We start from the raw sequence: 24,523 nt of genomic DNA, 5'->3' as shown, positions 1-24,523 counted from the left end.
GTCTTCCGGCTTGGACCGCCTTGGTTTACGGGGCCGAAGGTCAGGATCCGGACATAGCGCCGAGGACGCCGATCATCAGCAACAGGGTCCACAGGCCAACCACCACGTAGCCCATGATGAGCCCGCCCAGCGCCATGCCGCGGCCCGCCGGCTCGCGGCCGAGCGCGATGTGGCCGAGCACGATCGCGGCGATCTGCGGCAGGAAGAGGAAGCCGAAGGTCACCACGCCGACGATGCCGCAGACCAGCGCACCGATGCTCAGGCCCTTCGGCTGGCTGTAACCGGGGCCGCCGTACGGGTCGTGCTGCGGTGCGCGCTGCATGCCGGGGCCGGGCTGGTAGGAATAGGGGCCGGCCCCGGGCGCGGGCTGGCCCTGCCGCCCGGCCTGCGGATCGGTGTACCAGTCCGGATGTTTGGGATCGTTGAACGGCGGATTCCTGTCCGCGCCCGCGCCTGACATGCTCTTTGCCCCCTCGTAACAGTGCTCCGGCACCCGCAGACCGGCGGGTACCGCTACCAGTCTAGGACCGCGCGGACGGGGCGGGCGCGGCGGTCACCGCGCCCGCCGGCTCTTTCGATCCGATCAAGGTCAGCAGCAGGCCTTGGCCGCAGGAACACCGGCTGCCTGATCGGTGCAGCAGGTCTGAGGTTCGGCGTGCGAAGTGGCGGAGAATGTCTGGCTGTCGGCCAGGACCGTGTAGATCTCCCACCGCTCGCCGTTCGGGGTGTTCCGGACCCAGAATTTGTCCTGCTTGGCGTAGCAGCAGGTGGTTTCGCGCTCATCGGTGGTGGCGAAGCCATCTTCTGCCAGCCGCTTCTGTTCGGCATTGACCGCGTTCGTGTCCTCGACTTCCACGCCGAGATGGTTGAGCGAGCCACCCTTGCCGGGGTTCTCGATGAGCACGAGTTTCAGTGGCGGCTGGGCCACGGCGAAGTTCGCGTAGCCGGGCCGGCGCTTGGCCGGCCCGGTGTCGAACAGCCGCGAGTAGAACGCGACGGACTCTTCAAGGTCATCGACGTTGAGCGCAAGCTGCAGGCGGGACATGACAACTCCTAGAGATAGATGGATGTCTATATCCCGCAGATTGCCACTCATATTGATCTCTGTCAATATTGATGAGTGTCTAAATCTCTTCTCGAACTGACTCCGGTTGAGGCGGTCGCCTGCTGCACGCCGATGACCCGTGAGCCGATGACGGCCGGGCAGGCGGAGCGGGTCTCCGGGCTGCTGAAGGCCCTGGCCGATCCGGTCCGGCTGCAACTGCTCTCTCTGGTTGCGTCCCACGAAGGCGGGGAGGCCTGCGTGTGCGACCTGACCGAGGCTTTCGACCTGTCCCAGCCAACGATCAGCCACCATTTGAAGGTGTTGCACCAGAGCGGGCTGCTGGAGCGCAGCAAGCGCGGCGTGTGGGTTTATTACAAGGCCCAGGCGGACGTCCTGGATTCGCTGGGGAAACTGATCTCCAGCGCGGGCGCATGAGCGGGTTGGCCCGGCGGGCCCTGGCCGAACTGGTCGGGACCGCGCTGCTCGTAGCCACCGTGGTCGGGTCGGGCATCGCTGCCAGCCGGCTCTCTCCCGATGACGTCGGCCTGCAGTTGCTCGAAAACGCCCTCGCCACGGGGGCGGTCCTGATCGCGCTGATCATCGCCCTGCAACCGGTCTCGGCGGCCTTCAACCCGGTCGTGACGCTGGCCGAACGATGGCTCGGCGTCATCGGCTGGCGTGAAGCCGGAGCACTGATCGCCGCCCAAATGGCCGGCGGCATCCTCGGCAGCGTGCTGGCCAATCTCATGTTCGAGCTGCCCGCGGTCACCATCGCGGCCACGGAGCGCACCGGGACGGGGCTGTGGCTGGCCGAAGCCGTGGCCACGGCCGGGCTGCTGCTGGTGATCTTCGGCGCCGCCCGTTCCGGCCGCAAGGACATGGTCGCCGTCGCCGTAGGCGGCTACATCACCGCCGCCTACTGGTTCACCAGTTCCACCAGCTTCGCCAACCCGGCCGTGACCGTCGCGCGGATGTTCTCGGACAGCTTTGCCGGCATCGCCCCGTCCTCCGTCCTGCCGTTCATTGCCATGCAACTGGCCGGCGGCGTCCTCGCCGCCGGACTGATCCGCCTCCTGTACCCGCACGCCGAACAGGCCGCTGCCGAAATCACCACCGAAGGACAGACCCGATGACCAGCAAGCCCAGCGTCCTCTTCGTCTGCGTGCACAACGCCGGCCGCTCCCAGATGGCCGCCGGCTACCTGCAGCACCTGGCCGGGGACCGCGTCACCGTGCTGTCGGCAGGCTCGGAACCCGGCAACCAGGTCAATCCTGTCGCCGTGCAGGCCATGGCCGAGGAAGGCATCGACATCAGCCGCGCCGTCCCGAAAATCCTCACCACGGGCGCCGTCCGGGAATCCGACGTCGTGATCACCATGGGCTGCGGCGACACCTGCCCCTACTTCCCGGGCAAGCGGTACGAGGACTGGGTCCTCGACGACCCGGCAGGCCAGGACATCGACATGGTCCGCGGCGTCCGCGACGACATCAAAAACCGGGTACAGGCCCTCATTCGCAGCCTGGACGCCTGAGCACCGGGGGCAGGAAGTTGCCCCGGTCTCACGGCCAGCCCGGCCGGGTCCAGTCCAGCCGCCGTCCCCGGACTCACACGGCGCTGAGCACCGGCCGGTCCGGCGCGGCTGCCAGCGCCGCCTCGAGCCCGGCCGCAAGGTCGGCGCGCAGGTCCGCGACGTCCTCCACGCCGACGGACAGCCGGACCAGGTCCGTCGGCACCGCCAGCTCCGTTCCGCGGACCGAGGCGTGCGTCATCTCGGAGCAGTAGCAGACCAGCGATTCCACCCCGCCGAGGCTTACGGAAAGCGCGAACAGCCGCGTGGACTCGGCAAATGTCCGGGCGGCGGCCTCGCCCGCGGCGAATTGCAGCGAGACGATCCCGCCAAAGCCGGACATCTGGCGGGCGGCCAGTTCATGCCCCGGGTGCTCGGGCAGACCCGGGTAGAGCACCTCGGCGATGCCGGGCTGGTCCCGCAGCCATCGGGCGAGGGCCAGGGCGTTGCTGCCGTGCCGCTCCATCCGCAGGCCCAGGGTCTTCAGCCCGCGCGCGGCCAGGTAACAGTCCTGCGGTCCGGCCACGGCGCCGCCGGCGAACTGCTGGTAGCCGACTGCCTCGGCCAAGGCCTTGCCGCGGAATGCCCGGTCCGCCACCACCACGGCGCCGCCGAGGACGTCCGAGTGCCCGCCGATGTACTTGGTGGTGGAGTGCACCACCACGTCGGCGCCCAAATCGAGCGGCCGCTGCAGGTAGGGCGACGCGAAGGTGTTGTCGACCACAAGGAGGGCCCCGGCGTCGTGCGCCACCCGGGCCCACCCGGCGAGGTCGGCGATCCCCAGCAGAGGGTTCGACGGCGTCTCCACCCAGAGCAGCGCCGTTTCGCCCGGTCGGACCGCCGCCGCAACCGCGTCCAGGTCCGTGATGTCCACTGCCGTGTTGGCCACGCCCCACGGCCCCAGCAGGTGGTTGACCAGCCGGTTGGTGCCGCCGTAGCCGTCCCCGCCGAGCACGATGTGGTCGCCCGGCCGCAGCAGCGCGCGGAGCAGGGCGTCCTCCGCGGCCAGGCCGGAGGCGAACGCGAAGCCCGCCGCGCCGTGTTCGAGCGCCGTCAGCTGTGCCTCGAAGCCGTTGCGGGTGGGGTTGGAACCGCGGCTGTACTCGTGCCCCGCGCGCAGCACGTTGATGCCGTCCTGCACGAAGGTCGAGGTCTGGTAGATCGGCGGAATCACGGCGCCGGTCAGCGGGTCCGGCTCCTGGCCGGCGTGGATGGCGGTGGTGTTGAATCCGGGCATGTCGGGCCTCCGTTCTTGCGTTTCGGTTCAGGCGTTGACGACGGCGGCCGGGGCACCGGAGGCCGGCAGGGTTGCGGTGAGCGGGTCCAGCGCCCGGGCCAGGTCGGCGACCAGGTCCGCGGCTGATTCCAGCCCGATCGAGAGCCGGATGGTGGCCTCGCCGATGCCCGCCGCGGCCCGCTGCCGGGGCGAGAGCCGGCAGTGTGTCATGGCCGCCGGGTGCGCCACCAGCGACCGCGTGTCCCCCACGTTGGCCACCAGTTTGAAGAGCCGCAGCCGGTCGATGAACGGCCCCACCTCGGCGGGGTCCGCGGCCAGGTCGAAGGAGAACACGCTGCCGGTGCCGCGCGGGAAGTCGCGGGCGGCCAGCGATGCCTGCAGATGCCCCGGCACCGAGGGGTGGTGCACCGCGGCGACGGCCGGATGCCCGGCCAGGAAGTCGGCCACCTCCCGCGTGTTCTCCCCGTGCCGCGCGACCCGGATGTCCAGCGTCTCGAGCCCCTGCAGGACCTGCGCCGCGTTGTACGGGGAGAGCGAGGGGCCGAGGTCGTGCAGGTACTTGCTGCGCGCCAGCGCCAGGTAGGCGCCGCGGCCGTGCCGCTCCCACAGGGTGTCCCCGCCGTAGCGGCGCTTGGGCCGGGTGAGCTGCGGCCATTTCTCCGGGTAGGCGGAGAAGTCGAACCGGCCGCCGTCCACCACCAGCCCCGCGAGCGAGGTGCCGTGTCCGCCGAGGAACTTGGTCGCCGAATGGACAACGACGTCGGCGCCCAGTTCCAGCGGCCGGTACAGCACCGGGGTGGCCAGCGTGTTGTCCACGACCAGCGGCACCCCGGCGCCGTGCGCGACGGCGGCAATCGCCGGCAGGTCCTGCAGCGTGGCCAGCGGATTCCCGATGGCCTCGGTCAGGAACGCCCTGGTCTGCGGACGCACCGCCGCGGCCCAGGCCCCCGCGTCGGCCGGATCGGCGAAGCTGACCTCGATCCCGAAGTCGCCGAACGTGTCCGTGAGCAGGTCCACGGTTCCGCCGTACAGCTTGGAGGAGGCGACCAGGTGCTGGCCGCCGCGCACCAGCGCCAGCAGGGCCACGGCGACGGCGGCCTGTCCCGTGGCCGTGGCCAGGGCACCCGTGCCGCCCTCCAGCGCCGCCACGCGCTGCTCCAGTACGGCCACGGTCGGGTTGCCGGTCCGAGTGTAGGTGAAGCCGGCCTCCTTCAATGCGAACATTCGCCGGGCCGATTCATAGTCGGGGAACTCGTAGGCCGCGCTCTGGTAGAGCGGCACCGTCACCGGCCGGTGCGGGGCCTGCGGTTCGTAGCCGGCATGGATCTGCGCGGTGGCGGTACCGCCGTCGGGAATGCTCATGGAAGGGGTTCCTCATCTGGACGCGGGGGCCGGGGCCGCTAGGCGCGGACGGCCAGGGTTTCGCGGGCAGCCTTCGCGGCGGCGACGACGTTGCGCAGGGACGCAGCGGTTTCCTCATAGCCGCGGGTCTTCAGCCCGCAGTCCGGATTAATCCACAGCTGGCGGACCGGGATCGCGGCCAGCGCGGTCTCGATCAGCCCGGCGATCTCCTCGCGGGAAGGAACCCGCGGCGAGTGGATGTCGTAGACGCCCGGGCCGATCCCGCGGCGGAACCCGAAGCCGGCCAGGTCGGCCACCACCTCGAGCCGCGAACGGGCGGCCTCGATGCTGGTCACGTCCGCGTCGAGGGCGGCGATCGCGGCGATGACCTCGCCGAACTCCGAGTAGCACAGGTGGGTGTGGATCTGGGTCGCGTCCGAAGCGCCCGAGGTGGCGAGCCGGAAGGCGCGGACCGACCAGTCGAGGTAGGCGGCTTGGTCCGCCGCGCGCAGCGGCAGCAGCTCGCGCAGGGCAGGTTCGTCCACCTGCACGATGCCGGTTCCCGCGGCCTCCAGGTCCGCAATCTCGTCGCGCAGGGCCAGGGCCACCTGGTTGGCCGTCTCCGCCAGCGGCTGGTCGTCGCGGACGAAGGACCAGGCGAGGATGGTGACCGGTCCGGTGAGCATGCCCTTCAGCGGCCGCCGGGTCAGCGACTGTGCATACCTGGTCCACGGAACGGTGAACGCCGCCGGCCGCGACACGTCGCCCCAGAGGATGGAGGGCCGGGTGCAGCGGGAGCCGTAGGACTGGACCCAGCCGTTGCCGGTGGCCGCGAAGCCGTCGAAGTTCTCGGCGAAGTACTGGACCATGTCGTTGCGCTCCGGCTCGCCGTGGACCAGCACGTCCAGCCCCAGCTCCTCCTGCAGCGCCACCACGCGGGCGATCTCCTCCTTGAGGAACTGCTCGTATTCCGCCTCGGTGATGCTGCCCTTCTGCGCGGCGGCACGGGCGCGCCGGACCTCGCCGGTCTGCGGGAAGGAGCCGATCGTGGTGGTCGGCAGGACGGGCAGTCCCAGCCTGGCCTGCTGCAGTTCGGCGCGGCGCTCGGCCGGGCCCCGGGTGAAGTCTGCCTCCCCCAGCGCCGCGGTGCGCTGCCGGACGGCCGGCGACACCACGCCGTCGTACTTGGCACGCGACCTCAGGGCCGCCTCCGCGTTCTGCAGTTCCGCGGCAATGGACGACCGGCCTTCGGCGAGTCCGCGGGCCAGCACTGCTGCCTCGCGCACCTTCTGGTCCGCGAAGGAGAGCCAGGCCGGCAGGTGCGCCGGCAGCACGGACTCGGCGGCAACATCGTGCGGCACGTGCAGCAGCGACGTGGAGGTGCCGACCGAGACGGCCGCGCCGGACTGCGCCTGCAGGTCCTCGAGCACGTCCAGCGAGGACAGCAGGTTGTTCCGCCACACGTTGCGGCCGTCCACGATGCCGGCAACGAAACGGGTGCCGCCGAGCGCCCGCAGCGCTTCGGCGGACGGCAGCGAACCGCGGACGAGGTCGGCGTGGACGGCTTCGACGCCGACGGCGGCCAGCACGGCCAGGGCCTCGCCGGCGCGGGCAGGGTCCCCCGCGGTGCCGTAGCCGGTGGTGACCAGCAGGGCCGGGCGCCCGTTCGCGTGGCGGCCCGGGGCCGCGACCGGGGCCTCGGCCAGCTTCCGGTAGACCTGCTCCACCAGTCCGCCGGGGGCGGCCAGCGCCGCGCCGGCGTCGGTGGAGAGGCCCGGCTCGTCGAGCTGCACCCACTCGGCGCCGGCCTCGGCCAGCTGGCCGAGGATCCCTACGTAGGCCGCGACGGCATCGTCGATCCGGGTCAGCGGGTCGAAGCCCGCGGGCGCGCCGTCCTCGGCCTTGGCGAGCAGCAGGTAGGTCACCGGGCCCACGAGGACCGGCCGCAGCACGGCGCCGCGGTCCTTCTGCCGGCGGACGATCCCGGCCAGCTGGTGGGCGACGGCGGCGAAGCAGGTCTCCGGGCCGATTTCCGGCACGAGGTAGTGGTAGTTCGTGTCGAACCACTTGGTCAGTTCCAGGGGCGGGCGTTCGCCGTCGCCGCGCGCCAGCACGAAGGACGCGGCGGTGCCGACGCCGCCGTCGCTGTCCGCGAGATCGGCGAAGCGGGACGGCAGCGCGCCGAGGGCGGCCGTGGTGTCGAGGACCTGGTCGTAGAGCGCGAAGTCGGCGGGGATGGAGGAGTCGGCGGCGTCCAGGCCGAGCTGGACCAGCCGCCGGACCGTCCGGTCCTGGACCTTGCGGGCCTCGAAGAGCAGGCCGTCCTCGTCGAGCCGGCCGCTCCAGTGGGCCTCGAGGGCCTTCTTCAGTTCGCGGTTGGGGCCGATTCGCGGGTAGCCCAGGATGGTGGCGGCGGGAAAGGTCTTGGCGGTCATGGTGTTCTCCTTTTCAGGCGGGTTCAGGCGGATACGGAAGCGGAAAGGGTACGGGTGGAGGGCAGGTCGAGCGCCTCGACCACCTCGACGGAGGCGCGCGCGTCGTTGAAGGTGTACAGGTGCAGGCCGGGCGCCCCCGCGTCCAGGGCAGCGCGCGCGAGTTCCGCGGCGGCGGCGACTCCGATCCGTCGCCGCTCGGCGTCGGAGGATGCCGTCTCCAGCCGGTGCAGCAGCGCCGGATCCGGACGGACACCTGTCATCACGGCCAGCCGCTCCAGCCGGCGCACGCTCGACATGGGGATCACCCCGGGAATGATCGGGATCGTCACGCCGGCCGCTCGGGCCGCCGCCACGAGGCGGACGTAGTGGGCCGGGTCGAAGTAGACCTGGCTGATCGCGAAGTCGGCCCCGGAGCGTTCCTTGGAGACAAGCACCTCGATGTCGTGCTCGAAGGACGGGGACTCCGGATGCCGGTTCGGATAGGCGGCCACCCCTATGGCCATCCGGCCCCCGGCCAGCGTCGCGGAATGCCGCCCCTCGACCCGCCGGATCAGCTCCACCAGGTAGCGGGCGAAGGGCAGGTCACCGCGGCAGGCCTGCGCATCGGCGGGCAGGTCCCCGCGCATGGCCAGCACGCCGCGCACGCCCAGCCCCACGAACTGGCAGACCAGCAGTTCCAGGCTGTCGCGGGTTTCCCCGACGCAGGTCAGGTGTGCCAGCGGCCGCAGCCTGGTGGCGCCCACCAGGTGCTCGATCAGCTGGATGGAGGCGCGGCGCCGCTCGGGCGTTCCGCTGTAGGTCACTGAAACATAGTCGGGATGGGTGCCGCCAAGCTCCTCGATGGCCCGAAGCACGGCGGCTTCGGCCTGCGCGTTGGCGGGCGGATACAGTTCGTAGGACAACGACGGCGGGACGGCTGTCCGTGCTGCCAGGGTCATGTACGCTCCTCGGTCCTGCCGACGGAGGGCGCCGCTGCGCTGCTGAAAGAACCAGCCGTTTTCCACACGGACAGGTCAAGGCCCTGGTGGTGTCGCTGGCGCGTCTCCATCGGTCCTGGCGGTAGCACCGTTCCGGTCCGTCTCCTCGCGGAGGCTTCCCGGATGGTTGCTGCGGCGTCAACGAGCCAGATCTCTCGGCCGCTCTGGATGGCTAATGCGTCCACTCTAGGAAGCCCGGGGGCGCGGAGGGCAAACCTGCACCGGATACGTCGAAGTGTTGCTCCCCGGCACGGAATGTTTCGTCACGAACCGCAAGTCCGCCGTCATCCGGCGCAATAAAGTTCCGGCCGCGGAAGCGGCCGAGCGCCGCGGCCGGCCGCCGGTTCAGGCGGGATTTACGACGGCGGACGCCAGGCCGGGATGCAGCTGAGCGCCGGTGAGCCAGGCCGTGAGCGACCGGTTGAACAGGCCAATGTCCTCGATGTTCCACTGGTGGTGCATGCCCGGCGCCATGGCCGTACGGATGCCGGGGATCTCCCGCGCGGCTATCGCGGCAGAATCTTTGATGAGCCGTGCGTCCTTGCCGCCGGTCACCAGCAGCAACGGAGCGGTGATACTGCGCAGCACCTCCACAGGAAAGGTGCCGAAGACCTCTGCGAAGATCCGGTCCCGGTTGTCCTTGGAGACGCCCAAGGCAGTCTCCACGAAGACCTCCAGGCCCTCGCCGGTGAGGCCGTAGCCCCGGCCCGCGCTTTTCCAGAACCACGGCTGGTCCCAGGCACGCAGCTGGAGGCGGGCCAGCAGACCCGTGGCCAGTCGGGGTGCGGTCAGCGGGGGCCCGGTAAGGAATCCGGAGCTGACCACGTCCGGATGCCGGCCGGCCAGCTGCAGCCCGACCACCGCTCCGAGCGAGAGGCCGACGATGTGTGCCCGGCCGCCGCGGGCACGGGCGCGGATGAGGTCCGCCAGCAGGCCGGCGGTCGCTGCCAGGCTTTCCCACCGCATATTCCGGCTGCCGCCGTACCCGGGGAAGTCCGGGACCAGGCAGTGGTAGTCCCGGACGGCCTCATGCTGCGGCTCCCACATCCATCCGGCGACATTGCCGCCGTGCAGGAAGAGAACGGTTTCCGGGCAATGGGAGTTCAGTTCCTGGCAGAACATTTCAGGCTGGGCCATCGTAGGCTCCTTTCCTGCCGGCCTTCACCGGCTGCACTCCGCCCTGGGCTTCCAATACCTTCAACAAGTTGCCGATCAGCCGGTCCAGCTGTTCCGCCAGCAGCCGCTCGTCAATGCCCTTTTCGACGTCCGCGAGGTCCCGGTCGAGGCCTTCCCACGCCGCGGCCACGAGCCGTTCGCCGGCCTCGGTCAGACTGATGAGGTGGGCGCGGGAATCTTCCGGATCCGTCACCACCGAGAGCAACCCCTGCTGCTTGAGCGCGCTGACGCGCTGGGTAATCGATGCCCGGCTGACGTCGAGCGCGGTGGCGAGCCGCTGCTGCGTGGCCGGCCCGACGACCTTGGAAATCAGCAGCACCAGGAACGGCGCGTACCGGATCCCGTGATGGGTCCGCAGGTAGTTGTCCGCCACGCGGTCGAGCAGCGCTGTGGCCTGGTGGAGCTTGAACGAGGCATACTGGGTGATTTCCATATTGTTAAGTACTTAACAATATTCCGTGCTAGGCGTCAACCCTCCGCAGCCGTAATGTTGTGAACTTCTGGTAACCGACGCGGCTCTCCCACTGTGATCTTTGGCATGCTTGGGACATGGCAAACCGTGCGGGCACAGTGGCCCAACCCAGCGACCTTGTTGACCTGACCGCGCTGCTCGACGCGTACTTCGACGTGAAGCCCGATCCGAAGGAGCCGACGCAGCGCGTGGCCTTCGGTACGTCGGGCCACCGCGGCAGCAGCCTGAAGGGTTCCTTCAACGAGGACCACATCGCCGCCATCACGCAGGCCATCGTGGAATACCGGGCCGGCCAGGGCATCGCCGGCCCGCTGTTCATGGGCAAGGACACGCATGCGCTCTCCGACCCGGCGCAGAACACGGCGCTGGAGGTCCTGGCCGCCAACGACGTCACCGTCTGGGTGGATTCGAGGACCGGCTGGACCCCGACGCCCGCCGTCAGCCACGCCATCCTCAAGCACAACACCGCGAATCCGGACGGGCAGGGCGACGGCATCGTCATCACGCCCTCGCACAACCCGCCCGGAGACGGCGGCTTCAAGTACAACCCGCCGCACGGCGGCCCCGCGGATTCGGATGCCACGGGCTGGATCGCCAACCGCGCCAACGAGCTGCTCGAGTCGGGCCTGCGCGGGGTCAAGCGGATTCCGCTCGGCCAGGCCCAGTTCTCCGGCGCCGTGGGCACCTACGACTTCCTCAGCAACTACGTGGACGACCTGCCGCAGGTGCTGGACCTGGAGGCCATCCGCAACGCGAACGTGCGCATCGGCGCGGATCCGATGGGTGGCGCCTCGGTGGACTACTGGGGCGCGATCGGGGAGCGGCACAACCTGGACCTGACGGTGGTCAATTCAACGGTGGACCCGCAGTGGGCGTTCATGACGCTGGACTGGGACGAGAAGATCCGCATGGACTGCTCCTCCCCGTACGCCATGGCGTCGCTGATCGGACGTTCCGCCGAGTTCGAGATCGCTACCGGGAACGACGCCGACGCGGACCGCCACGGGATCGTCACCCCGGACGCGGGGCTGATGAATCCGAACCATTACCTGGCGGTGGCGATCCAGTATCTGTACACCCACCGGCCGCAGTGGCCCGCGGGGGCCTCCGTGGGCAAGACCCTCGTCTCGTCCTCGATGATCGACCGCGTGGCCGCGGACCTGGGCCGCAAGCTGGTGGAGGTCCCGGTCGGTTTCAAGTGGTTCGTGCCCGGCCTGCTCTCCGGCGAGGGCGTCTTCGGCGGCGAGGAGTCGGCCGGCGCGTCCTTCGTCCGGTTCAACGGGCAGCCGTGGTCCACGGACAAGGACGGCATCCTGCTGGCCCTGCTGGCCTCCGAGATCAAGGCCGTCACGGGCAAGTCCCCGTCCGAACTCTACGGTGAGCTGGCCGCGAAGTTCGGTTCGCCGTCGTACGCGCGGATCGACGCGGCCGCCACGCGGGAACAGAAGGCCGCCCTGGGCAAGCTCTCCGCCTCGGACGTGACGGCGACGGAGCTGGCCGGCGAGCCGATCACCGCCAAGCTGACGGAAGCACCGGGCAACGGCGCCGCGATCGGCGGACTCAAGGTCACCACCGAGAACGCGTGGTTCGCCGCCCGCCCGTCCGGCACCGAAGACGTCTACAAGATCTACGCAGAATCCTTCAAGGGCGACGAGCACCTGAAGCAGGTGCAGGCCGAGGCGAAGGCGCTCGTGGACGGGGTCATCGGCTGACCCCGCCCTAAGCCGACCGCCGGTGGGCCGGCGCGCGGGGCGGGACGGGCGGCAGTAGGATTCTTCCAGACCAAGTCATCCCACGTCCCGAGAGGCCCGCCATGAGCACGCCCGTGAAGTCCTCCCCCTTCCGCTGGAAACTGCACGGCGACGGGAAGAGCATTGCGCCCGGCGCCGTGGTCGCCCCGCAGGAGCGGCTGTCCTGGGACCGGACCATCGGGATCGGCGCGCAGCACGTGGTCGCCATGTTCGGCGCCACCTTCCTGGTGCCGCTGATCACCGGATTCCCGCCGTCCACCACCTTGCTGTTCTCGGGAATCGGAACGATCCTCTTCCTGATCATCACGGCCGGCAGGATCCCGAGCTACCTCGGCTCCAGCTTCGCGTTCATCGCCCCGATCGGGGCCGCCATGAACCAGCACGGGATGGGCGGCGCGCTGGGCGGGCTGGTCATGGCGGGGGCTGTCCTGTTCGTCATCGGCCTCATCGTGCACAAGGCCGGCTCGCACTGGATCCAGGCCGTGATGCCGCCGGTGGTGACCGGCTCCATCGTGGCGCTGATCGGCCTGAACCTGGCGCCGACGGCGAAGACCAACTTCGAGCAGGGCGCCGTGACCGGAGTGGTCACCGTGGTAGCGATCCTACTGGCCGCCGTCCTCTTCCGCGGCCTGCTCGGGCGGCTGTCCATCCTGGTCGGCGTGCTGGCGGGCTACCTGACCGCCGTGCTGCGCGGCGAGGTCGACTTCACCGCCATCAACAGCGCCGCATGGGTGGGCCTGCCGCAGTTCCACACCCCGGAGTTCCACATCTCCCTCATCGGCCTGTTCGTCCCGGTGGTGCTGGTGCTCGTGGCGGAGAACATCGGGCACGTGAAGTCCGTGGCGGCCATGACCGGGCAAGACCTCGATCCCTACACAGGCCGCGCGCTCATGGCGGACGGCCTGGCCACCGTCCTCGCCGGCAGCGGCGGCGGGTCCGGCACCACCACCTACGCCGAGAACATCGGCGTGATGGCGGCGTCCAAGGTCTACTCGACGGCGGCCTACTGGGTCGCCGGCATGATCGCCGTGCTGCTCAGCCTGTTCCCGAAGTTCGGCGCTCTCATCGCCACCGTCCCCCCGGGCGTGCTGGGTGGGGCGGGCGTGGTGCTCTACGGCATGATCGGCATCCTCGGCGTCCGGATCTGGGTCCAGAACCGGGTGAACTTCGCCAATCCCATCAACCTCTCCGTGGCCGGTGTCTCGCTGGTGATCGGCATTGCCAACTTCACCTGGTCCATCGGCGAGCTGACCTTCGAGGGCATCGCCCTCGGCACGGCCGCGGCGCTGCTGATCTTCCACGGCATGGGCCTCGTCGCCCGCTGGCGCGGCACCGAGCCGCTGGATTCCGCCGAGGACACCGGCGCCACGCCCTCCAAGCTGGGCTGAGCAGCCCTTGGATGCAGCCCTTAGACGGTGGCGTGCATGTGCCCGTGCAGCGGATTGCCCAGCTCGCGAATAGGCGTGCGGTAGGTTTCCCGCGCCCACAGCGCACCGATGACGGCAAGCACGGATGACCCCGCCACGATCCAGGCAGCCGGCCCCCAGTTCGCCGGGTCGCCGCCCACCAGGGCGGTGCCCAGCAGCGGGGTGAACCCGGCGCACAGGATACCCACCTGCAGGCCGATCGCCATGCCGCTGTAGCGCACCCGGACGTTGAAGAGCTCGGAGAACCATGCAGGGTAGATTGCGTTGGACATGGCGTAGGTACCCGCAGTGATGAGCGTGCTCACGAAGAACACCAGGCCTATCTGGGCGGTCGAAATGGCCCAGAAGTAGACAAAGATCAGCAGGCCGGAGCCCAGCACACCGCTGATGAAGACCGGCCTCCGGCCGAACCTGTCCGAGAGCATGGCCATGGCCGGCTGGCTAACGATGGCGACGACGTTGCCCAGGATGCTGACGAACAGCATGGTCTGCGCGGGGATCCCCACCGAGACGGCAAACGCCAGCCCGAAAGCCTGCATAAAGGTATTCGTCACGGTCTCGAAGGACATAAGGGCCACCTGGAAGAACTGGGCTGGATGCGTGCGGAACATCTCCACGAAGGGCAGCTTGGCGCGGTCGTGCTGCTTGGCGGTCTCCTCGAAAACTTCCGGTTCCTCAAGCGAACGCCGGACGAGGTAGGCCACGACCAGCACGACGAGGGAAAGCAGGAACGGGATGCGCCAGCCCCACGCCAGCCGGTCTGCTTCCGGCATCGCGGCGACAGGCAGGAAGGCCAGGGACGCCAGGACAATCCCGGCCGAGATGCCGCTCATCGCGAAGGACGGGAAGAAGGCCCGGCGGCCCACCGGCGACTCCTCCATGGTCAGGGCCGACGCCCCCGCGGTCTCCGCACCGGCGGAGAGGCCCTGCAGCAGGCGCAGCAGGACCAGCAGGGCCGGCGCCCAGTAGCCGATCGTGTTGAAATCCGGGAGCAGGCCGATCAGGAAGGTCGCCCCGCCCATCAGCACGAGCGTCAGCACCAGCGTGTTCTTGCGGCCGATGTGGTCCCCCAGGTGCCCGAAGACGACCGCCCCGAAGGGACGGGCGATATAGGCGACGCCGAACGTGGCGAATGAGGCGATCAGGGCCACCGTCGGGTCGCCCTCCGGGAAAAAGATCTGCGAGAAGACCAGCGAGGCGGCCGTGGCGTAGACGAAGAAGTCGTAGTACTCGAGCATGCCGCCCAGGAAGGCCGCGAGGGCCGCCTTCCTGGCCCGCTTCAGGCGGTACTGCTGCTTGGCCTCAGGGAGCGCTTCCACTGGCTGGCGTCCTGTCTCGTGGGACATGGGTTTCCTTCGATGAGTGCGGGTTGCAGTCCCGCGGCGGAAGATTGCTGGTGTTGTGCGCATTGCGCACATTTGTTCGGATTCCGACAGAATGAGGATAGAGCATGTGCCGCCAATCACAAAGAGGTTTTTTCGCCAGCCGTGGCGGCGCGGCTGCCGCATCCTTGGTTCCGCGGTCGGGGAAAGCCCTAGACCCGCGGCGGCAACGCCGCTAGCGTGGCAGGCACGTGCCCCGGGGTCCGACCCGGGCCCATCCGCAAGGAGGAAGCATGGCCAACCACGTCTACAACGTCACCGAAATCGTCGGCTCGTCCCCCGACGGCATCGACGCCGCCGTCTCCAACGCCGTCGCGGAGGCCTCCAAGACGCTCCGCAACCTGGACTGGTTCGAGGTCAAGGAGGTCCGCGGCCATCTCAAGGACAACGCCGTGGCGGACTGGCAGGTCACGATCAAGCTCGGCTTCCGGCATGAGAGTTCCTGAGCATCACTCGGCAGGAGTTCCAGGGCAGGAACTCTAGGCGCCGCCGGCCCGGGCCTCCAATGTGCCCGGGCCTTAGTGCGCCCGGGCCGGCATCGTCCGGATGAACCAGGCCGCCGCCCGTTCCGCGACCACGTCCAGGGTGCCCGGCTCTTCGAACAAGTGCGAGGCTCCTTCCACGATGTACAGCTCATGCGGCCCGCCCAGTTGAGCCGCGGCGCTCCGGTTCAGCTCGATGACCTGCGTGTCCCGGGAGCCGACCAGCAGCAGCGTCGGCGCCTTCACGCCGGACAGGTCCGGAGCGAGGTCCGGCCGGCCGCCGCGCGACACCACGGATGCGACGGCTTCGGGCCTGGCCGCCGCGGTCCCGAGGGCGGCGGCGGCGCCGGTGCTGGCCCCGAACAGACCGATGGGAAGCGCCGCGGTATCGGGCCGCGTCCGGACCTCGTCCACCACCGCCGTGAGCCGTTCGGTGAGGAAGCCGATGTCGAACCGGAGCGATGCGTCGACGGCATCCCGGCGTTCTTCCGAGTCCGTCAGCAGGTCGAACAGCAGGGTGCCGAGCCCGGCATAGTGCAGGGTCCGGGCCACCTCGATGTTGCGCGGGCTGCGCCGGCTGCTGCCGCTGCCGTGGGCAAACACCACGATCCCCCGGGCACCGGCGGGGATATGCAGGTCCGCCGCCAGGGCGGGCCCGCCGGAGAGCACGGTCATCTGTGCGGACATGGTTTAAGTCTGCCAAAAAACCCGTCCGCTTCCTACGCCCTACCCGTTGTGCGCACGCGCCGCCGATGGTTGGCTGGGGTGATGACCCAGCAACCCAGCGAAGACCTGCCCCGGGACGAACACCTGCGCGAAGACGTCGGGGTTCCGGCGCCCGAGCAGGAATCGGCCGCCGAGTTCGACGAAGATACCTTCACATCAGGCCAGCTGAATGCCGGCCAGCGGGTCCCCGGCCTCAGCCCGGAGGGCGAATACAAGGCCTCCGAAGACCCGGAACGCGGTGCCGAGCCGGGCCAGGATGGTTTCCTGCCGCCCGGATCCGCTTCCCGCGCCTAGCCTCAGGCGCCTTCCAGCGCCTGCTGCGTGGCCCACGTGACGTACTTGGCGGCCTGGGCGAACGCCTCGTCGGGGCTGCCGGCGAGGTCGAGCAGGCTTACGGCCGCCTCGACGCCGTGGGCCGCCAGGCGGCGGGGATCCAGCGTGATCTTTCCGGCAACAACGACGACGGGGAGTCCCCTGGCGTGCGCACGGTCCGCCACACCCAGGGGTGCCTTCCCGTATTCGGACTGCTCGTCGAGGGCACCCTCCCCGGTGATGACCAGGTCCGCCTCGTCCAGCGCCGCGTCCAGGCCGGTGAGCTCGGCCACCAGCTCGAATCCGCTCTCCAGCCGGGCCTCGGTAAAACCGAGGAAGGCGGACGGGAAGCCGCCTGCTGCGCCAGCCCCGGGGACGTTGACGTCCCGCCCGGTCGCCTCCTCGATCAGTGCGGCCCAGCGCCGCAGGCCCGCGTCCAGCACCTCCAGCGAGGTCAGGTCCGCGCCCTTCTGCGCCGCGAAGATCCGGGCCGCACCCTCCGGTCCGTAGAGCGGGTTCTGCACATCGGCGGCGATCCGCAGCACCGTCGTCTGCAGCCGGGGGTCCAGGCGGGTGCCGTCCACCCGCCGTGCCAGCCCGAGTTCCGCTCCACCGAGCGGAAGGCGGGCACCGGCGCCGTCGTAAATCTCCAGCCCCAAAGCGCACAGGGCGCCCGCGCCGCCGTCGGTCATGGCGGAACCGCCCAGACCCAGCACGATCTCGTCCGCCCCGGCGTACAGTGCCGCCGCAATCAGCTGGCCGCTGCCGTAGCAGTGCGCGGCCAGGGCGGTCTGGACCGACGGCTCGGCCAGCAGCATCCCGGAGGCCCTCGCCGTCTCGATCACTGCCGTCCTGGTGCCGCCCCGCTCGAGCATCGCCCAGGACGCCGTGACATCCTTGTCCAGCGGCCCGCGCACCCGGGCGGTGTGCTCCTGCGCTCCCGCGGCAAGGGCCGCCTCCAGCGTTCCTTCGCCGCCGTCCGCCACCGGCACGGTCCGGACCTCGGCGTCCGGATAGACGCGCAGCACTCCTTCGGCCATCGCCGCGGCGGCCTCCGCCGCGGAGAGCGTGCCCTTGAACTTGTCCGGTGCCACCAGAACCTTCATGCCCGTCCCCTCTGCGGCCAGAAGCCGCGTTCATCCATTACCTGCGCCAGTATGTCCGCCCGGTCCGACATGATGCCGTCCACGCCAAGGTCCAGCAGCCGCTCCATTTCGGCGCGCTCGTTGATCGTCCAGACATGCACCTTGAGCCCGGCGGCATGGCAGCGCCGCACGAACGCGGGCGTGACCACGATGATCCGCCCGTACCGGACCGGTACCTGGACCGCGTGCATGCGGGCGGCGCGGCCCACGGCGCGGGTCAGGCCGACCCGGCCGAGCCCCACCAGCGCCGCGAGGGACGTGACGCCGCCCGAGCTCGCGGCGGGCAGGGTCAGCCCGCGGAACGCCGCGCGCCGGCGCCGGTCGGAGAAGGACGTGACGAGGATCCGGTCGTGGGCCCGGTGTTCCTCGATCAGTTTCGCCAGCAGGGGGCCGCCGGCCGCGTCCTTCACGTCCACGTTCAGCTTCAGGTCCGGCCACCGGGTGAGCACGTCCTCCAGCCGCGGGATTGGCTCCACGCCGCCGATCCGGATCTGCCGCAGCTGCTCGGCCGTGTGGCCGGACAGCCGGCCGGTGCCGTCCGTGACGCGGTCCAGCGTGTCGTCGTGGAACACCATCAGTTCCCCGTCGGCGCTGGTGCGCACGTCCGTTTCTACGTAGCCGAAGCCGAGCTCGACGGCCGCTTCGAAGGCTGCCATCGAATTCTCCAGCCCCTCAGGAGAGAATCCGCGGTGCGCGAAGGCCAGCGGCCAGGGCTCGGAGCCGGCGGGCCCGCCGAAAGAGTTGCTCAGGTACGGAAAGTCGCCGGTCACGGCCCTTCCAGTTCCGCCAGCCGCGCCTCGAGCACCTGGGCCACGCCGTCCTCCGCGAAGGACGGTGCCTTGTAGCGGGCGGCGCCGATCGCCTCTGGGTGGCCCGAGCCCATGGCATAACCGGAGCCGGCCCACTGCAGCATCTCGATGTCGTTGGGCATGTCGCCGAAGGCCACCACGTCCTGGGGTGCGATCTGCAGGGACGCCGCGTATTCGGCCAGGGTGACGGCCTTGTTGATACCCGGCTGCGCCATCTCCAGCAGGGCCTCCGTTGGCGCGGAACGGGTCACCGAGACGAGGTGCGAGACGGCTTCGTGGACCTCGGCCAGAAAGACATCCGGGTCCTGTTCCTTGCCGCGGGCCAGGAACTTGACGACGGCGTCCTCCGCGGCGAGCGAGGCCTCCAGCGGCGCCGGGGTGATTCCGTCCAGCAGCTCCACGGACCCCGAGTCCACGAATCCCGGTTCCAGCAGGAAGCCCGAAGTCGTCTCGGCGGCGAACGTCGTCGTCGGATGCAGGTGCAGGATGGCGTCACGGGCGGCGAAGATGTTGCGGTGCGGCAGCGCCTGGGCAGTCAGGACCTCGCCCGCGGCCAGGTCGTACATCACCGCACCGTTGGAGCAGATGACCTTGCCCTCGTGGCCGATCCGCTCGCGCAGCGGGTCCAGCCAGCGCGGCGGGCGCCCGGTGACAAAGACTATTTCGACGCCGGCCGAGGCCGCGTCCTGGAAGGCGCGCACCGTGCGGTCGCTGATTTTTCCGTCCCGGCCAATGATGGTCCCGTCCAGATCACTGGCAATCAAACGCATAGTGCCCATCCTAGGGCGGTCGTCCGGAGGCGCTGCGCCAGGTGCCGCCGTGTCCCCTGCCGCCGTGTCGCGCGCCGGCGCGGCGCTGCCTCCCCGCGCTGCGGTCACTCGCCCAGGCCGAGTTCCTGGCGCGTGGGCGGGTTGGCCCCGGGCCGCGACACCGTGACGGCGGCCGCGCGGGCGGCAAAGGCCAGCACTTCCTCGAGCTGCTCCGCGGTCAGGGCCTGCAAGGCGTCCCGCCTGCCGGAGCCACCGAAGCCGCGCTCCATCAGGGTGGCCAGCAGCGCGGCCATGAAGGAGTCCCCGGCGCCAACGGTGTCCGCGACGTCCACGGACGGGGCGGCCACTTCGGCCGCGCCGTCCCGGACGACGCCCCACGGTCCCCGGGCGCCGCGCGTGACCACGACCATCGCGGGGCCCTCGTCCAGCCACGCATGCGCGGTGTCCTCCGGGTGCCGGTCCGGGTAGAGCCAGCGCAGGTCCTCGTCCGAAGCCTTCACCAAGTCGCTGAGCGACACGAACTTCTCCACTTGGCGCCGGGCGAAATCCCGGTCGGTGACGATGGTCGGCCGGCAGTTGGGGTCGTAGCTGACCAGGGCGCGCGGGTGGACGCGTTCGACGGCGGCAAGCACCGTGTGCGCGCCCGGCTCCAGCATCGCGGCGATCGAGCCGGTGTGCAGCCACTGCGTGTCCTCGAACAGCCGGGGCGCCGCGCGGTCCAGTGCGGGCAGCTCCCAGAGCAGGTCGAAGCTGTAGTGCGCGGCCCCCGTCTTGTCCAGCCTTGCCAGGGCGACGCTGGAGGGCTGGGAATCCGGCTCCAACGGCGTCAGCACCGAGTTCCGGCGCAAGTGGTGCAGGATCATGTTGCCGTAGTCGTCCCGGCCGTAGCGGCCCACGAACTGCACGGGCTGGCCCAGCCGCGCGAGCCCCACGGCCACGTTCAGCGGACTGCCGCCCACATGGGGCCGCGGCGCGGTGTTGTGGCTGGAGACGACGTCCACCAAGGCTTCCCCGATTACTGTCAGCACAGTGTCAACGTAGCAGAGCAAGCCCGCCGGCGGCAGGCCTACGGCGGACCTGGATCCAGGCGGCGGAGCACCCCCCGGACCATCCCGAACGCCGGGCTGGCGGGATCGATGAGGTCCATGTGGCCGCCCGGCACCGGGACCAGTTCCGCCCGGCCTCCGGCAGCCCGGGCGGCGGAGACGTAACGCTCGGACAGCTCGAACGGCACCGCCTCGTCCTGCCTGCTGTGGAACGCGTAGACGGGCACCGGCAGCGGCAGCCGGCGCACGGGGTCCGCCATCGCGAACCTGTCCGGCTCGTCTTCCGGATCGGAGCCAAGGAAATTCCGGACGGCGTGGTCGCTCAGCCCCAGTTCCCACGCCCGGCGCAGATCCAGAACCCCGGCCTGGCTGAGCACCGCGGCCAGCGGCACCGCCGGGTCCGCTCCGGGGCTTCCGTGCGCCAGCCCGCCCCGTCCGGCGGCCCAGGCCGCCAGCTGCCCGCCGGCCGAATGGCCCAGCCCGACCACCGCGTCCAGCCCCAAGCCGTGTTCGGCCGCGGGCCCGGCCAAGGCATCGATGCCGGCTGCCACGTCCTCGAAGGTCCGCGGCCAGCCGCCGCCGTTGCCCGCGCGCCGGTACTCGAGGTTCCAGCAGGCCCAGCCGCGTGCCGCCAGGTCGCGGGCCGTGGCCTGGCCCAGTTCGGCCGTATAGCGGGCGCGCCAGTAGCCGCCATGGACAATAACGACGACGGCGCGCCGGGGTTCGGCGGGCAGGTACAGCTGCGCGTACTGGCTGGGATCCGGGCCGTAGCCGTAGCGGATGGGCTCCATCCGCAGTACTCTAGCTGCCCGTCCCTGCCCCCACGATCGGGCTGTCGTTGCCGTTCGATTCCGAGCCCGCGACGTTGTGCGCCGTCGTGCCGCGCAGGTGCAGCTTCCACGGAACCGGGACCCGGCGGCCCTCCTGCGGCCCCTTTCCCTGCAGCCGCTGCAGCAGCAGGTCCACCGCGATGTGCTCGCTGGGATCCGGTCCGACTGTGCTGAGCGTGGGGTTGGACTCCCGCCCCAGTTCGGAATTCTCCACGCCGATGATTTCCAGGTCCTCCGGAATGTTCAGGCCCTTCAACGTGGCCGCGCCGGAGACGCACAAAGCCTCCATGTCCGCCGTCGTGAAGAAGGCCGTCGGCGGTTCCGGCAGGCTCAACAGCTCCATCGCATCGTTCACCGCAGTGCGCCAGTTGCCGCCCGAGGCCCGGACCAGCCGGTCATCGAGCTCGACGCCGGCCTTTTGCATCGCCGCCCGGAACAGCTCGAACCGCGTGCCGCGCCGGCTGGCCGTCGCCAGCCCCCGGTGGATCACGCCGATCCGCTGGTGCCTCGCGGCCAGGTACTTGGCCGCCTCGGCCAGCCCGCCCTCGGCATCGATGGCCAGCACGTCGAAGCCCTTCGGCTCCAGGAACTGCGAAACCACCACCTGGGCCACGCCGCGCCGGGCCAGGTCCTCGATGGTCCGGGTCTCCTCCTCCGACTCCGAGCTGAAGCCGAGGATGACCCCGTCCGCCCCGCCCGAGAGCATGAAGTTGCGCCAGGCGTCCTGCCCCAGCAGGATCACCACCCGCAATCCGTGTGCCGGCAGGATCTGGTTGGCGGTCTCCACCAACGCCCGGTCCCACGGCGACTCCAAGGACTCGATCACGACCGCGACCGTATCCGTGCGGCCACGCCGCATGCCCTGCGCGGCCCGGTTCGGGACGTAGCCCAGGTCCTTCGCCGCCTGCAGTACACGTTCCTTGGTCGGCTCGCTGATCCGCGTGGATCCGCCGCTGCGTCCCGACAGCACATAAGAAACTGTCGCTAGTGAAACGCCGGCCTTCTCCGCGACATCACGGATGGTCGGCTTGAATAGACTCCCCATGGCCTGTTCGCTCTCTCCCCCAACAGATTGGCCCCCCTGGGACAAGCGTAACGATTCCGCGACCATTTGACAGGCCCGGACCTTGGAGAAATATTGAAACGTTCCGCTTACAGGCTCCAGTCCGCTATTTCCGCAGGATCCTCGCCGAACTCCCGGGTGTGCCGCCGCGCCCGCATCCGCATGTCCTGCAGCCGCTGGCGCAGCCCGGTCTGGGCCGAGCCCAGCGAGGGAACCCGGTCGATCACGTCGATGGCCAGCTGGAAGCGGTCGATCCGGTTCATCATCGCCATATCGAACGGCGTTGTCGTGGTGCCTTCCTCGATATAGCCGCGCACGTGCAGGTTGTCGTGGTTCGTGCGCCGGTAGGTCAGCCGGTGGATCAGCCACGGATAGCCGTGGTAGGCGAAGATGATGGGCTTATCCGTTGTGAACAGCCGGTCGAAGTCCCGGTGCTCCAGTCCGTGCGGATGCTCCCTGGCATCATGGAGCCGCATCAGGTCGACCACATTGACCAGCCGGACCTTCAGCTGCGGCAGCTGGCGGCGCAGGATCCGCGCCGCGGCCACCGCCTCGGTGGTCGGCACGTCCCCGGCGCACGCCAGGACCACATCCGGTTCCTCGCCGGGCCGCTCGCTCCCCGCGAACTCCCACACGCCGATGCCCCGCTCGGCATGGTTGCGGGCGTCCTCCGGCGCCAGCCAGGTCAGTGACGGCTGCTTCCCGCAGACGACCACGTTCACGTAGTCCCGGGACGTCAGGCAGTGCTCGGCCACGGCCAGCAACGTGTTCGCATCCGGCGGCAGGTAGACCCGGACCACCTCCGGCTTCTTGTTCATGACGTGGTCGATGAAGCCCGGGTCCTGGTGCGAAAAGCCGTTGTGGTCCTGCTGCCAGACGTGGCTGGAGAGCAGGTAGTTCAGCGACGCCACGGGCTGGCGCCAGGGCAGTTCCCGGTGCACCTGCAGCCACTTCGCGTGCTGGTTGAACATCGAGTCGACGATGTGCACGAACGCCTCGTAGCAGTTGAAGACGCCGTGCCGCCCGGTCAGCAGGTAGCCTTCCAGCCAGCCCTGGCAGAGGTTCTCGCTGAGCACCTCCATCACCCGCCCGGCCCGGGCCAGATGCTCGTCCACGTCCTCGATACGCTGCTGCCAGACCTTGTCCGTGGCCTCGTAGACCGCCTGGAGCCGGTTGGAGGCCGTCTCGTCCGGGCCGAAGAGGCGGAAGGTATGCGGATTCAGCCGGATGATCTCGCGCAGCCAGCCGCCCAGGTTCGCCATCGGAGAGACGCGTTCCGTGCCCGGTTCCTTGACGACGACGGCGAAGTCGCCGTACCCGGGAAGCACCAGGTCCTGCAGCAGCCGGCCGCCGTTGGCATAAGGGGTAGCGCTCATGCGGCGGTCGCCGGCCGGCGCCAGGGCCGCGATTTCCGGGCGCAGCCTGCCGGTTCCGTCGAACAGTTCCTCCGGACGGTAGGACTGCAGCCACTGCTCCAGCTGCTCCAGGTGCGCCCGGTTGGTCCGCACCTCGGACAGCGGCACCTGATGCGCCCGCCACGTGCCTTCCACCGGCTTGCCGTCCACGGTTTCCGGGCCGGTCCAGCCCTTGGGCGAACGCAGCACGATCATCGGCCAGATCGGGGCGCCCTCGCCCGCCGGCCTGCCCCCGCCGGCCGACCGGACCTCGTACTGTATGCGGTGGATGCCGGCCAGGCAGGTCTCGAGGGCACGGGCGAACTCCTCGTGCGCCCGGGCGGTGTCCCGCGGATCCGCCACCGTGACGAAGTGCGGCTCGTAACCGTAGCCGGCCAGCAGCGCGGCCAGCTGCTCCTCGGGCATCCGGGCCAGCACGGTGGGGTTCGCGATCTTGTAGCCGTTCAGGTGCAGGATGGGCAGCACGGCGCCGTCCACGGCCGGGTTGAGGAAGGAGCTGGAATGCCAGCTGCCGGCCAGGGCCGCCGTCTCCGCCTCGCCGTCGCCGATGACGCAGGCCGCCACCAGCTCCGGGTTGTCGAACACCGCCCCGAAGGCGTGCGCCAGCGAGTAGCCGAGCTCGCCGCCCTCGTTGATGGACCCGGGCGTCTCCGGGGCGGCGTGGCTGGGGACGCCGCCCGGATAGGAAAACTGCTTGAACAGCGCGCGCATCCCGACTTCGTCCTGCCCCACATGGGTGTAGATCTCGGAGTATGTGCCCTCCAGCCACGCGTTGGCGACGTTGGCCGGCCCGCCGTGGCCCGGCCCGGTGATGAAGAGGAAGTCCTGCCCGGTCTCGGCGATCACCCGGTTGAGGTGCGCGTACACAAAGTTGAGTCCCGGCGTCGTTCCCCAATGCCCCAGCAGCCGCGCCTTAACATCCGCCGGTTCCAGCGGCCGCCGCAGCAGGGGGTTGTCCCGCAGGTAGATCTGGCCGGCGCTCAGGTAGTTGGCCGCACGCCACCACAGGTCGACCCCCTCAAGCCCGCCTCGACTGCGCCGCTCGGCACCCGGTTTCGTCAGTGCTTCCTGCTGTTCGGTCACGTGCTTACTCCTAATGGGATTGGCGGTGGGAT

General features: G+C 70.0%; 23 protein-coding genes, 1 pseudogene and 1 riboswitch. Of the genes and pseudogenes, 7 read left to right on the top strand and 17 right to left on the bottom strand.

What is annotated here, in order from left to right:
* Positions 1 to 40: 40 nt before the first annotated feature.
* Both AHIS1636_RS05860 and AHIS1636_RS05855 read right to left on the bottom strand, forming a co-directional pair.
* On the bottom strand, positions 41 to 460 hold the full coding sequence (locus tag AHIS1636_RS05860) for a DUF4190 domain-containing protein (RefSeq protein ID WP_264794872.1): 420 nt from the start codon (positions 458 to 460) through the stop codon (positions 41 to 43).
* Positions 461 to 589: 129 nt separating this feature from the next.
* Positions 590 to 1,045, bottom strand: coding sequence for an ArsI/CadI family heavy metal resistance metalloenzyme (locus AHIS1636_RS05855; protein WP_264794871.1), 456 nt, complete (start codon positions 1,043 to 1,045; stop codon positions 590 to 592).
* Between the two features lie 132 nt (positions 1,046 to 1,177).
* Here AHIS1636_RS05855 and AHIS1636_RS05850 point away from each other — a divergent pair, with 132 nt between their 5' ends.
* From AHIS1636_RS05850 to AHIS1636_RS05840, 3 genes are read left to right on the top strand one after another with little or no spacing between them, the layout of a single operon-like run.
* The gene (locus AHIS1636_RS05850; RefSeq protein ID WP_264794916.1) at positions 1,178 to 1,480 is read left to right on the top strand and encodes an ArsR/SmtB family transcription factor; all 303 of its coding nucleotides are present in this window, start codon (positions 1,178 to 1,180) and stop codon (positions 1,478 to 1,480) included.
* Positions 1,477 to 2,178 (top strand): aquaporin, encoded by a 702-nt coding sequence (locus AHIS1636_RS05845; RefSeq protein WP_264794870.1) that lies wholly within the window; start codon positions 1,477 to 1,479, stop codon positions 2,176 to 2,178. The genes AHIS1636_RS05850 and AHIS1636_RS05845 overlap by 4 nt, the downstream gene beginning before the upstream one ends.
* Positions 2,175 to 2,576, top strand: coding sequence for an arsenate reductase ArsC (locus AHIS1636_RS05840; RefSeq protein ID WP_264794869.1), 402 nt, complete (start codon positions 2,175 to 2,177; stop codon positions 2,574 to 2,576). Before AHIS1636_RS05845 ends, AHIS1636_RS05840 begins: the two co-directional genes overlap by 4 nt.
* A 73-nt stretch (positions 2,577 to 2,649) precedes the next feature.
* Here AHIS1636_RS05840 and AHIS1636_RS05835 read toward each other — a convergent pair.
* From AHIS1636_RS05835 to AHIS1636_RS05810, 6 genes and pseudogenes are all read right to left on the bottom strand, one after another.
* A pseudogene (locus AHIS1636_RS05835) lies at positions 2,650 to 3,858 on the bottom strand (cystathionine gamma-synthase); the annotation flags it as partial.
* 18 nt (positions 3,859 to 3,876) lie between these two features.
* Positions 3,877 to 5,211, bottom strand: coding sequence for an O-acetylhomoserine aminocarboxypropyltransferase/cysteine synthase family protein (locus tag AHIS1636_RS05830; RefSeq protein WP_264794867.1), 1,335 nt, complete (start codon positions 5,209 to 5,211; stop codon positions 3,877 to 3,879).
* Between the two features lie 38 nt (positions 5,212 to 5,249).
* Positions 5,250 to 7,625, bottom strand: a complete 2,376-nt coding sequence (gene metE / locus AHIS1636_RS05825; RefSeq protein WP_264794866.1) for a 5-methyltetrahydropteroyltriglutamate--homocysteine S-methyltransferase — start codon at positions 7,623 to 7,625, stop codon at positions 5,250 to 5,252.
* A 23-nt stretch (positions 7,626 to 7,648) separates the two neighbouring features.
* A complete protein-coding gene (locus AHIS1636_RS05820; protein ID WP_264794865.1) occupies positions 7,649 to 8,563 on the bottom strand; it encodes a methylenetetrahydrofolate reductase in 915 nt (304 codons plus the stop codon).
* Positions 8,564 to 8,666: 103 nt separating this feature from the next.
* Positions 8,667 to 8,777: riboswitch (SAM riboswitch) on the bottom strand.
* 170 nt (positions 8,778 to 8,947) lie between these two features.
* The gene (locus AHIS1636_RS05815; RefSeq protein ID WP_264794864.1) at positions 8,948 to 9,739 is read right to left on the bottom strand and encodes an alpha/beta fold hydrolase; all 792 of its coding nucleotides are present in this window, start codon (positions 9,737 to 9,739) and stop codon (positions 8,948 to 8,950) included.
* Positions 9,726 to 10,211: a MarR family winged helix-turn-helix transcriptional regulator gene (locus AHIS1636_RS05810; RefSeq protein ID WP_264794863.1), complete on the bottom strand. Its 486-nt coding sequence runs from the start codon at positions 10,209 to 10,211 to the stop codon at positions 9,726 to 9,728. Before AHIS1636_RS05810 ends, AHIS1636_RS05815 begins: the two co-directional genes overlap by 14 nt.
* Before the next feature lie 116 nt (positions 10,212 to 10,327).
* On the opposite strand from AHIS1636_RS05810, the gene pgm reads away from it, so the two are divergent.
* Both pgm and AHIS1636_RS05800 read left to right on the top strand, forming a co-directional pair.
* Positions 10,328 to 11,962 carry a phosphoglucomutase (alpha-D-glucose-1,6-bisphosphate-dependent) gene (gene pgm, locus AHIS1636_RS05805; protein WP_264794862.1) on the top strand — a complete coding sequence of 545 codons (1,635 nt, stop codon included), beginning with the start codon at positions 10,328 to 10,330 and terminating at the stop codon, positions 11,960 to 11,962.
* Positions 11,963 to 12,063: 101 nt separating this feature from the next.
* The gene (locus AHIS1636_RS05800; protein ID WP_264794861.1) at positions 12,064 to 13,389 is read left to right on the top strand and encodes a uracil-xanthine permease family protein; all 1,326 of its coding nucleotides are present in this window, start codon (positions 12,064 to 12,066) and stop codon (positions 13,387 to 13,389) included.
* Between the two features lie 20 nt (positions 13,390 to 13,409).
* Here the strand turns inward: AHIS1636_RS05800 and AHIS1636_RS05795 are convergent, their stop codons facing one another.
* The gene (locus AHIS1636_RS05795; RefSeq protein WP_264794860.1) at positions 13,410 to 14,774 is read right to left on the bottom strand and encodes an MFS transporter; all 1,365 of its coding nucleotides are present in this window, start codon (positions 14,772 to 14,774) and stop codon (positions 13,410 to 13,412) included.
* 269 nt (positions 14,775 to 15,043) lie between these two features.
* Here AHIS1636_RS05795 and AHIS1636_RS05790 point away from each other — a divergent pair, with 269 nt between their 5' ends.
* Positions 15,044 to 15,256: a dodecin gene (locus AHIS1636_RS05790; RefSeq protein ID WP_264794859.1), complete on the top strand. Its 213-nt coding sequence runs from the start codon at positions 15,044 to 15,046 to the stop codon at positions 15,254 to 15,256.
* 72 nt (positions 15,257 to 15,328) lie between these two features.
* Here AHIS1636_RS05790 and AHIS1636_RS05785 read toward each other — a convergent pair whose 3' ends face one another.
* Positions 15,329 to 15,979 (bottom strand): dienelactone hydrolase family protein, encoded by a 651-nt coding sequence (locus tag AHIS1636_RS05785; RefSeq protein WP_264794858.1) that lies wholly within the window; start codon positions 15,977 to 15,979, stop codon positions 15,329 to 15,331.
* A gap of 81 nt (positions 15,980 to 16,060) precedes the next feature.
* On the opposite strand from AHIS1636_RS05785, the gene AHIS1636_RS05780 reads away from it, so the two are divergent.
* Positions 16,061 to 16,312 carry a hypothetical protein gene (locus AHIS1636_RS05780; protein WP_264794857.1) on the top strand — a complete coding sequence of 84 codons (252 nt, stop codon included), beginning with the start codon at positions 16,061 to 16,063 and terminating at the stop codon, positions 16,310 to 16,312.
* 2 nt (positions 16,313 to 16,314) lie between these two features.
* Here AHIS1636_RS05780 and AHIS1636_RS05775 read toward each other — a convergent pair whose 3' ends face one another.
* The 7 genes from AHIS1636_RS05775 to AHIS1636_RS05745 form a co-directional block, all read right to left on the bottom strand.
* Positions 16,315 to 17,436, bottom strand: a complete 1,122-nt coding sequence (locus tag AHIS1636_RS05775; protein WP_264794856.1) for a glycerate kinase — start codon at positions 17,434 to 17,436, stop codon at positions 16,315 to 16,317.
* Positions 17,433 to 18,245 (bottom strand): glycerophosphodiester phosphodiesterase family protein, encoded by an 813-nt coding sequence (locus AHIS1636_RS05770; protein WP_264794855.1) that lies wholly within the window; start codon positions 18,243 to 18,245, stop codon positions 17,433 to 17,435. Before AHIS1636_RS05770 ends, AHIS1636_RS05775 begins: the two co-directional genes overlap by 4 nt.
* Complete coding sequence (locus AHIS1636_RS05765; protein WP_264794854.1) at positions 18,242 to 19,054, bottom strand: HAD family hydrolase; 813 nt, start codon at positions 19,052 to 19,054, stop codon at positions 18,242 to 18,244. The genes AHIS1636_RS05770 and AHIS1636_RS05765 overlap by 4 nt, the downstream gene beginning before the upstream one ends.
* 104 nt (positions 19,055 to 19,158) lie before the next feature.
* On the bottom strand, positions 19,159 to 20,082 hold the full coding sequence (locus tag AHIS1636_RS05760) for a carbohydrate kinase family protein (protein ID WP_264794853.1): 924 nt from the start codon (positions 20,080 to 20,082) through the stop codon (positions 19,159 to 19,161).
* 38 nt (positions 20,083 to 20,120) lie between these two features.
* Positions 20,121 to 20,891, bottom strand: a complete 771-nt coding sequence (locus AHIS1636_RS05755; protein ID WP_264794852.1) for an alpha/beta hydrolase family protein — start codon at positions 20,889 to 20,891, stop codon at positions 20,121 to 20,123.
* A gap of 10 nt (positions 20,892 to 20,901) precedes the next feature.
* On the bottom strand, positions 20,902 to 21,900 hold the full coding sequence (locus AHIS1636_RS05750; RefSeq protein ID WP_373875787.1) for a LacI family DNA-binding transcriptional regulator: 999 nt from the start codon (positions 21,898 to 21,900) through the stop codon (positions 20,902 to 20,904).
* A 182-nt stretch (positions 21,901 to 22,082) separates the two neighbouring features.
* Positions 22,083 to 24,491, bottom strand: a complete 2,409-nt coding sequence (locus tag AHIS1636_RS05745; protein ID WP_264794850.1) for a phosphoketolase family protein — start codon at positions 24,489 to 24,491, stop codon at positions 22,083 to 22,085.
* Between the last annotated feature and the right edge of the window lie 32 nt (positions 24,492 to 24,523).

Origin of the sequence: Arthrobacter mangrovi (genome assembly GCF_026011795.1) — a bacterium.
In the GTDB taxonomy this organism is placed as follows: Bacteria; Actinomycetota; Actinomycetes; order Actinomycetales; family Micrococcaceae; genus Crystallibacter; species Crystallibacter mangrovi.
Note: the sequence above shows the minus strand (reverse complement) of the source record. Positions and strands in the feature narration are given on the sequence as shown.

Excerpts from the sequence above, each read along its gene's own strand:
- AHIS1636_RS05840 (WP_264794869.1), top strand. The coding sequence starts at position 2,175 with ATGACCAGCAAGCCCAGCGTCCTCTTCGTCTGCGTGCACAACGCCGGC.
- AHIS1636_RS05755 (WP_264794852.1), bottom strand. The coding sequence starts at position 20,891 with ATGGAGCCCATCCGCTACGGCTACGGCCCGGATCCCAGCCAGTACGCG.
- AHIS1636_RS05810 (WP_264794863.1), bottom strand. The coding sequence starts at position 10,211 with ATGGAAATCACCCAGTATGCCTCGTTCAAGCTCCACCAGGCCACAGCG.
- AHIS1636_RS05775 (WP_264794856.1), bottom strand. The coding sequence starts at position 17,436 with ATGAAGGTTCTGGTGGCACCGGACAAGTTCAAGGGCACGCTCTCCGCG.
- AHIS1636_RS05860 (WP_264794872.1), bottom strand. The coding sequence starts at position 460 with ATGTCAGGCGCGGGCGCGGACAGGAATCCGCCGTTCAACGATCCCAAA.
- AHIS1636_RS05815 (WP_264794864.1), bottom strand. The coding sequence starts at position 9,739 with ATGGCCCAGCCTGAAATGTTCTGCCAGGAACTGAACTCCCATTGCCCG.
- AHIS1636_RS05785 (WP_264794858.1), bottom strand. The coding sequence starts at position 15,979 with ATGTCCGCACAGATGACCGTGCTCTCCGGCGGGCCCGCCCTGGCGGCG.
- AHIS1636_RS05795 (WP_264794860.1), bottom strand. The coding sequence starts at position 14,774 with ATGTCCCACGAGACAGGACGCCAGCCAGTGGAAGCGCTCCCTGAGGCC.
- metE (WP_264794866.1), bottom strand. The coding sequence starts at position 7,625 with ATGACCGCCAAGACCTTTCCCGCCGCCACCATCCTGGGCTACCCGCGA.
- AHIS1636_RS05845 (WP_264794870.1), top strand. The coding sequence starts at position 1,477 with ATGAGCGGGTTGGCCCGGCGGGCCCTGGCCGAACTGGTCGGGACCGCG.
- pgm (WP_264794862.1), top strand. The coding sequence starts at position 10,328 with ATGGCAAACCGTGCGGGCACAGTGGCCCAACCCAGCGACCTTGTTGAC.
- AHIS1636_RS05850 (WP_264794916.1), top strand. The coding sequence starts at position 1,178 with ATGACCCGTGAGCCGATGACGGCCGGGCAGGCGGAGCGGGTCTCCGGG.
- AHIS1636_RS05765 (WP_264794854.1), bottom strand. The coding sequence starts at position 19,054 with ATGCGTTTGATTGCCAGTGATCTGGACGGGACCATCATTGGCCGGGAC.
- AHIS1636_RS05790 (WP_264794859.1), top strand. The coding sequence starts at position 15,044 with ATGGCCAACCACGTCTACAACGTCACCGAAATCGTCGGCTCGTCCCCC.
- AHIS1636_RS05855 (WP_264794871.1), bottom strand. The coding sequence starts at position 1,045 with ATGTCCCGCCTGCAGCTTGCGCTCAACGTCGATGACCTTGAAGAGTCC.
- AHIS1636_RS05830 (WP_264794867.1), bottom strand. The coding sequence starts at position 5,211 with ATGAGCATTCCCGACGGCGGTACCGCCACCGCGCAGATCCATGCCGGC.
- AHIS1636_RS05800 (WP_264794861.1), top strand. The coding sequence starts at position 12,064 with ATGAGCACGCCCGTGAAGTCCTCCCCCTTCCGCTGGAAACTGCACGGC.
- AHIS1636_RS05780 (WP_264794857.1), top strand. The coding sequence starts at position 16,061 with ATGACCCAGCAACCCAGCGAAGACCTGCCCCGGGACGAACACCTGCGC.
- AHIS1636_RS05820 (WP_264794865.1), bottom strand. The coding sequence starts at position 8,563 with ATGACCCTGGCAGCACGGACAGCCGTCCCGCCGTCGTTGTCCTACGAA.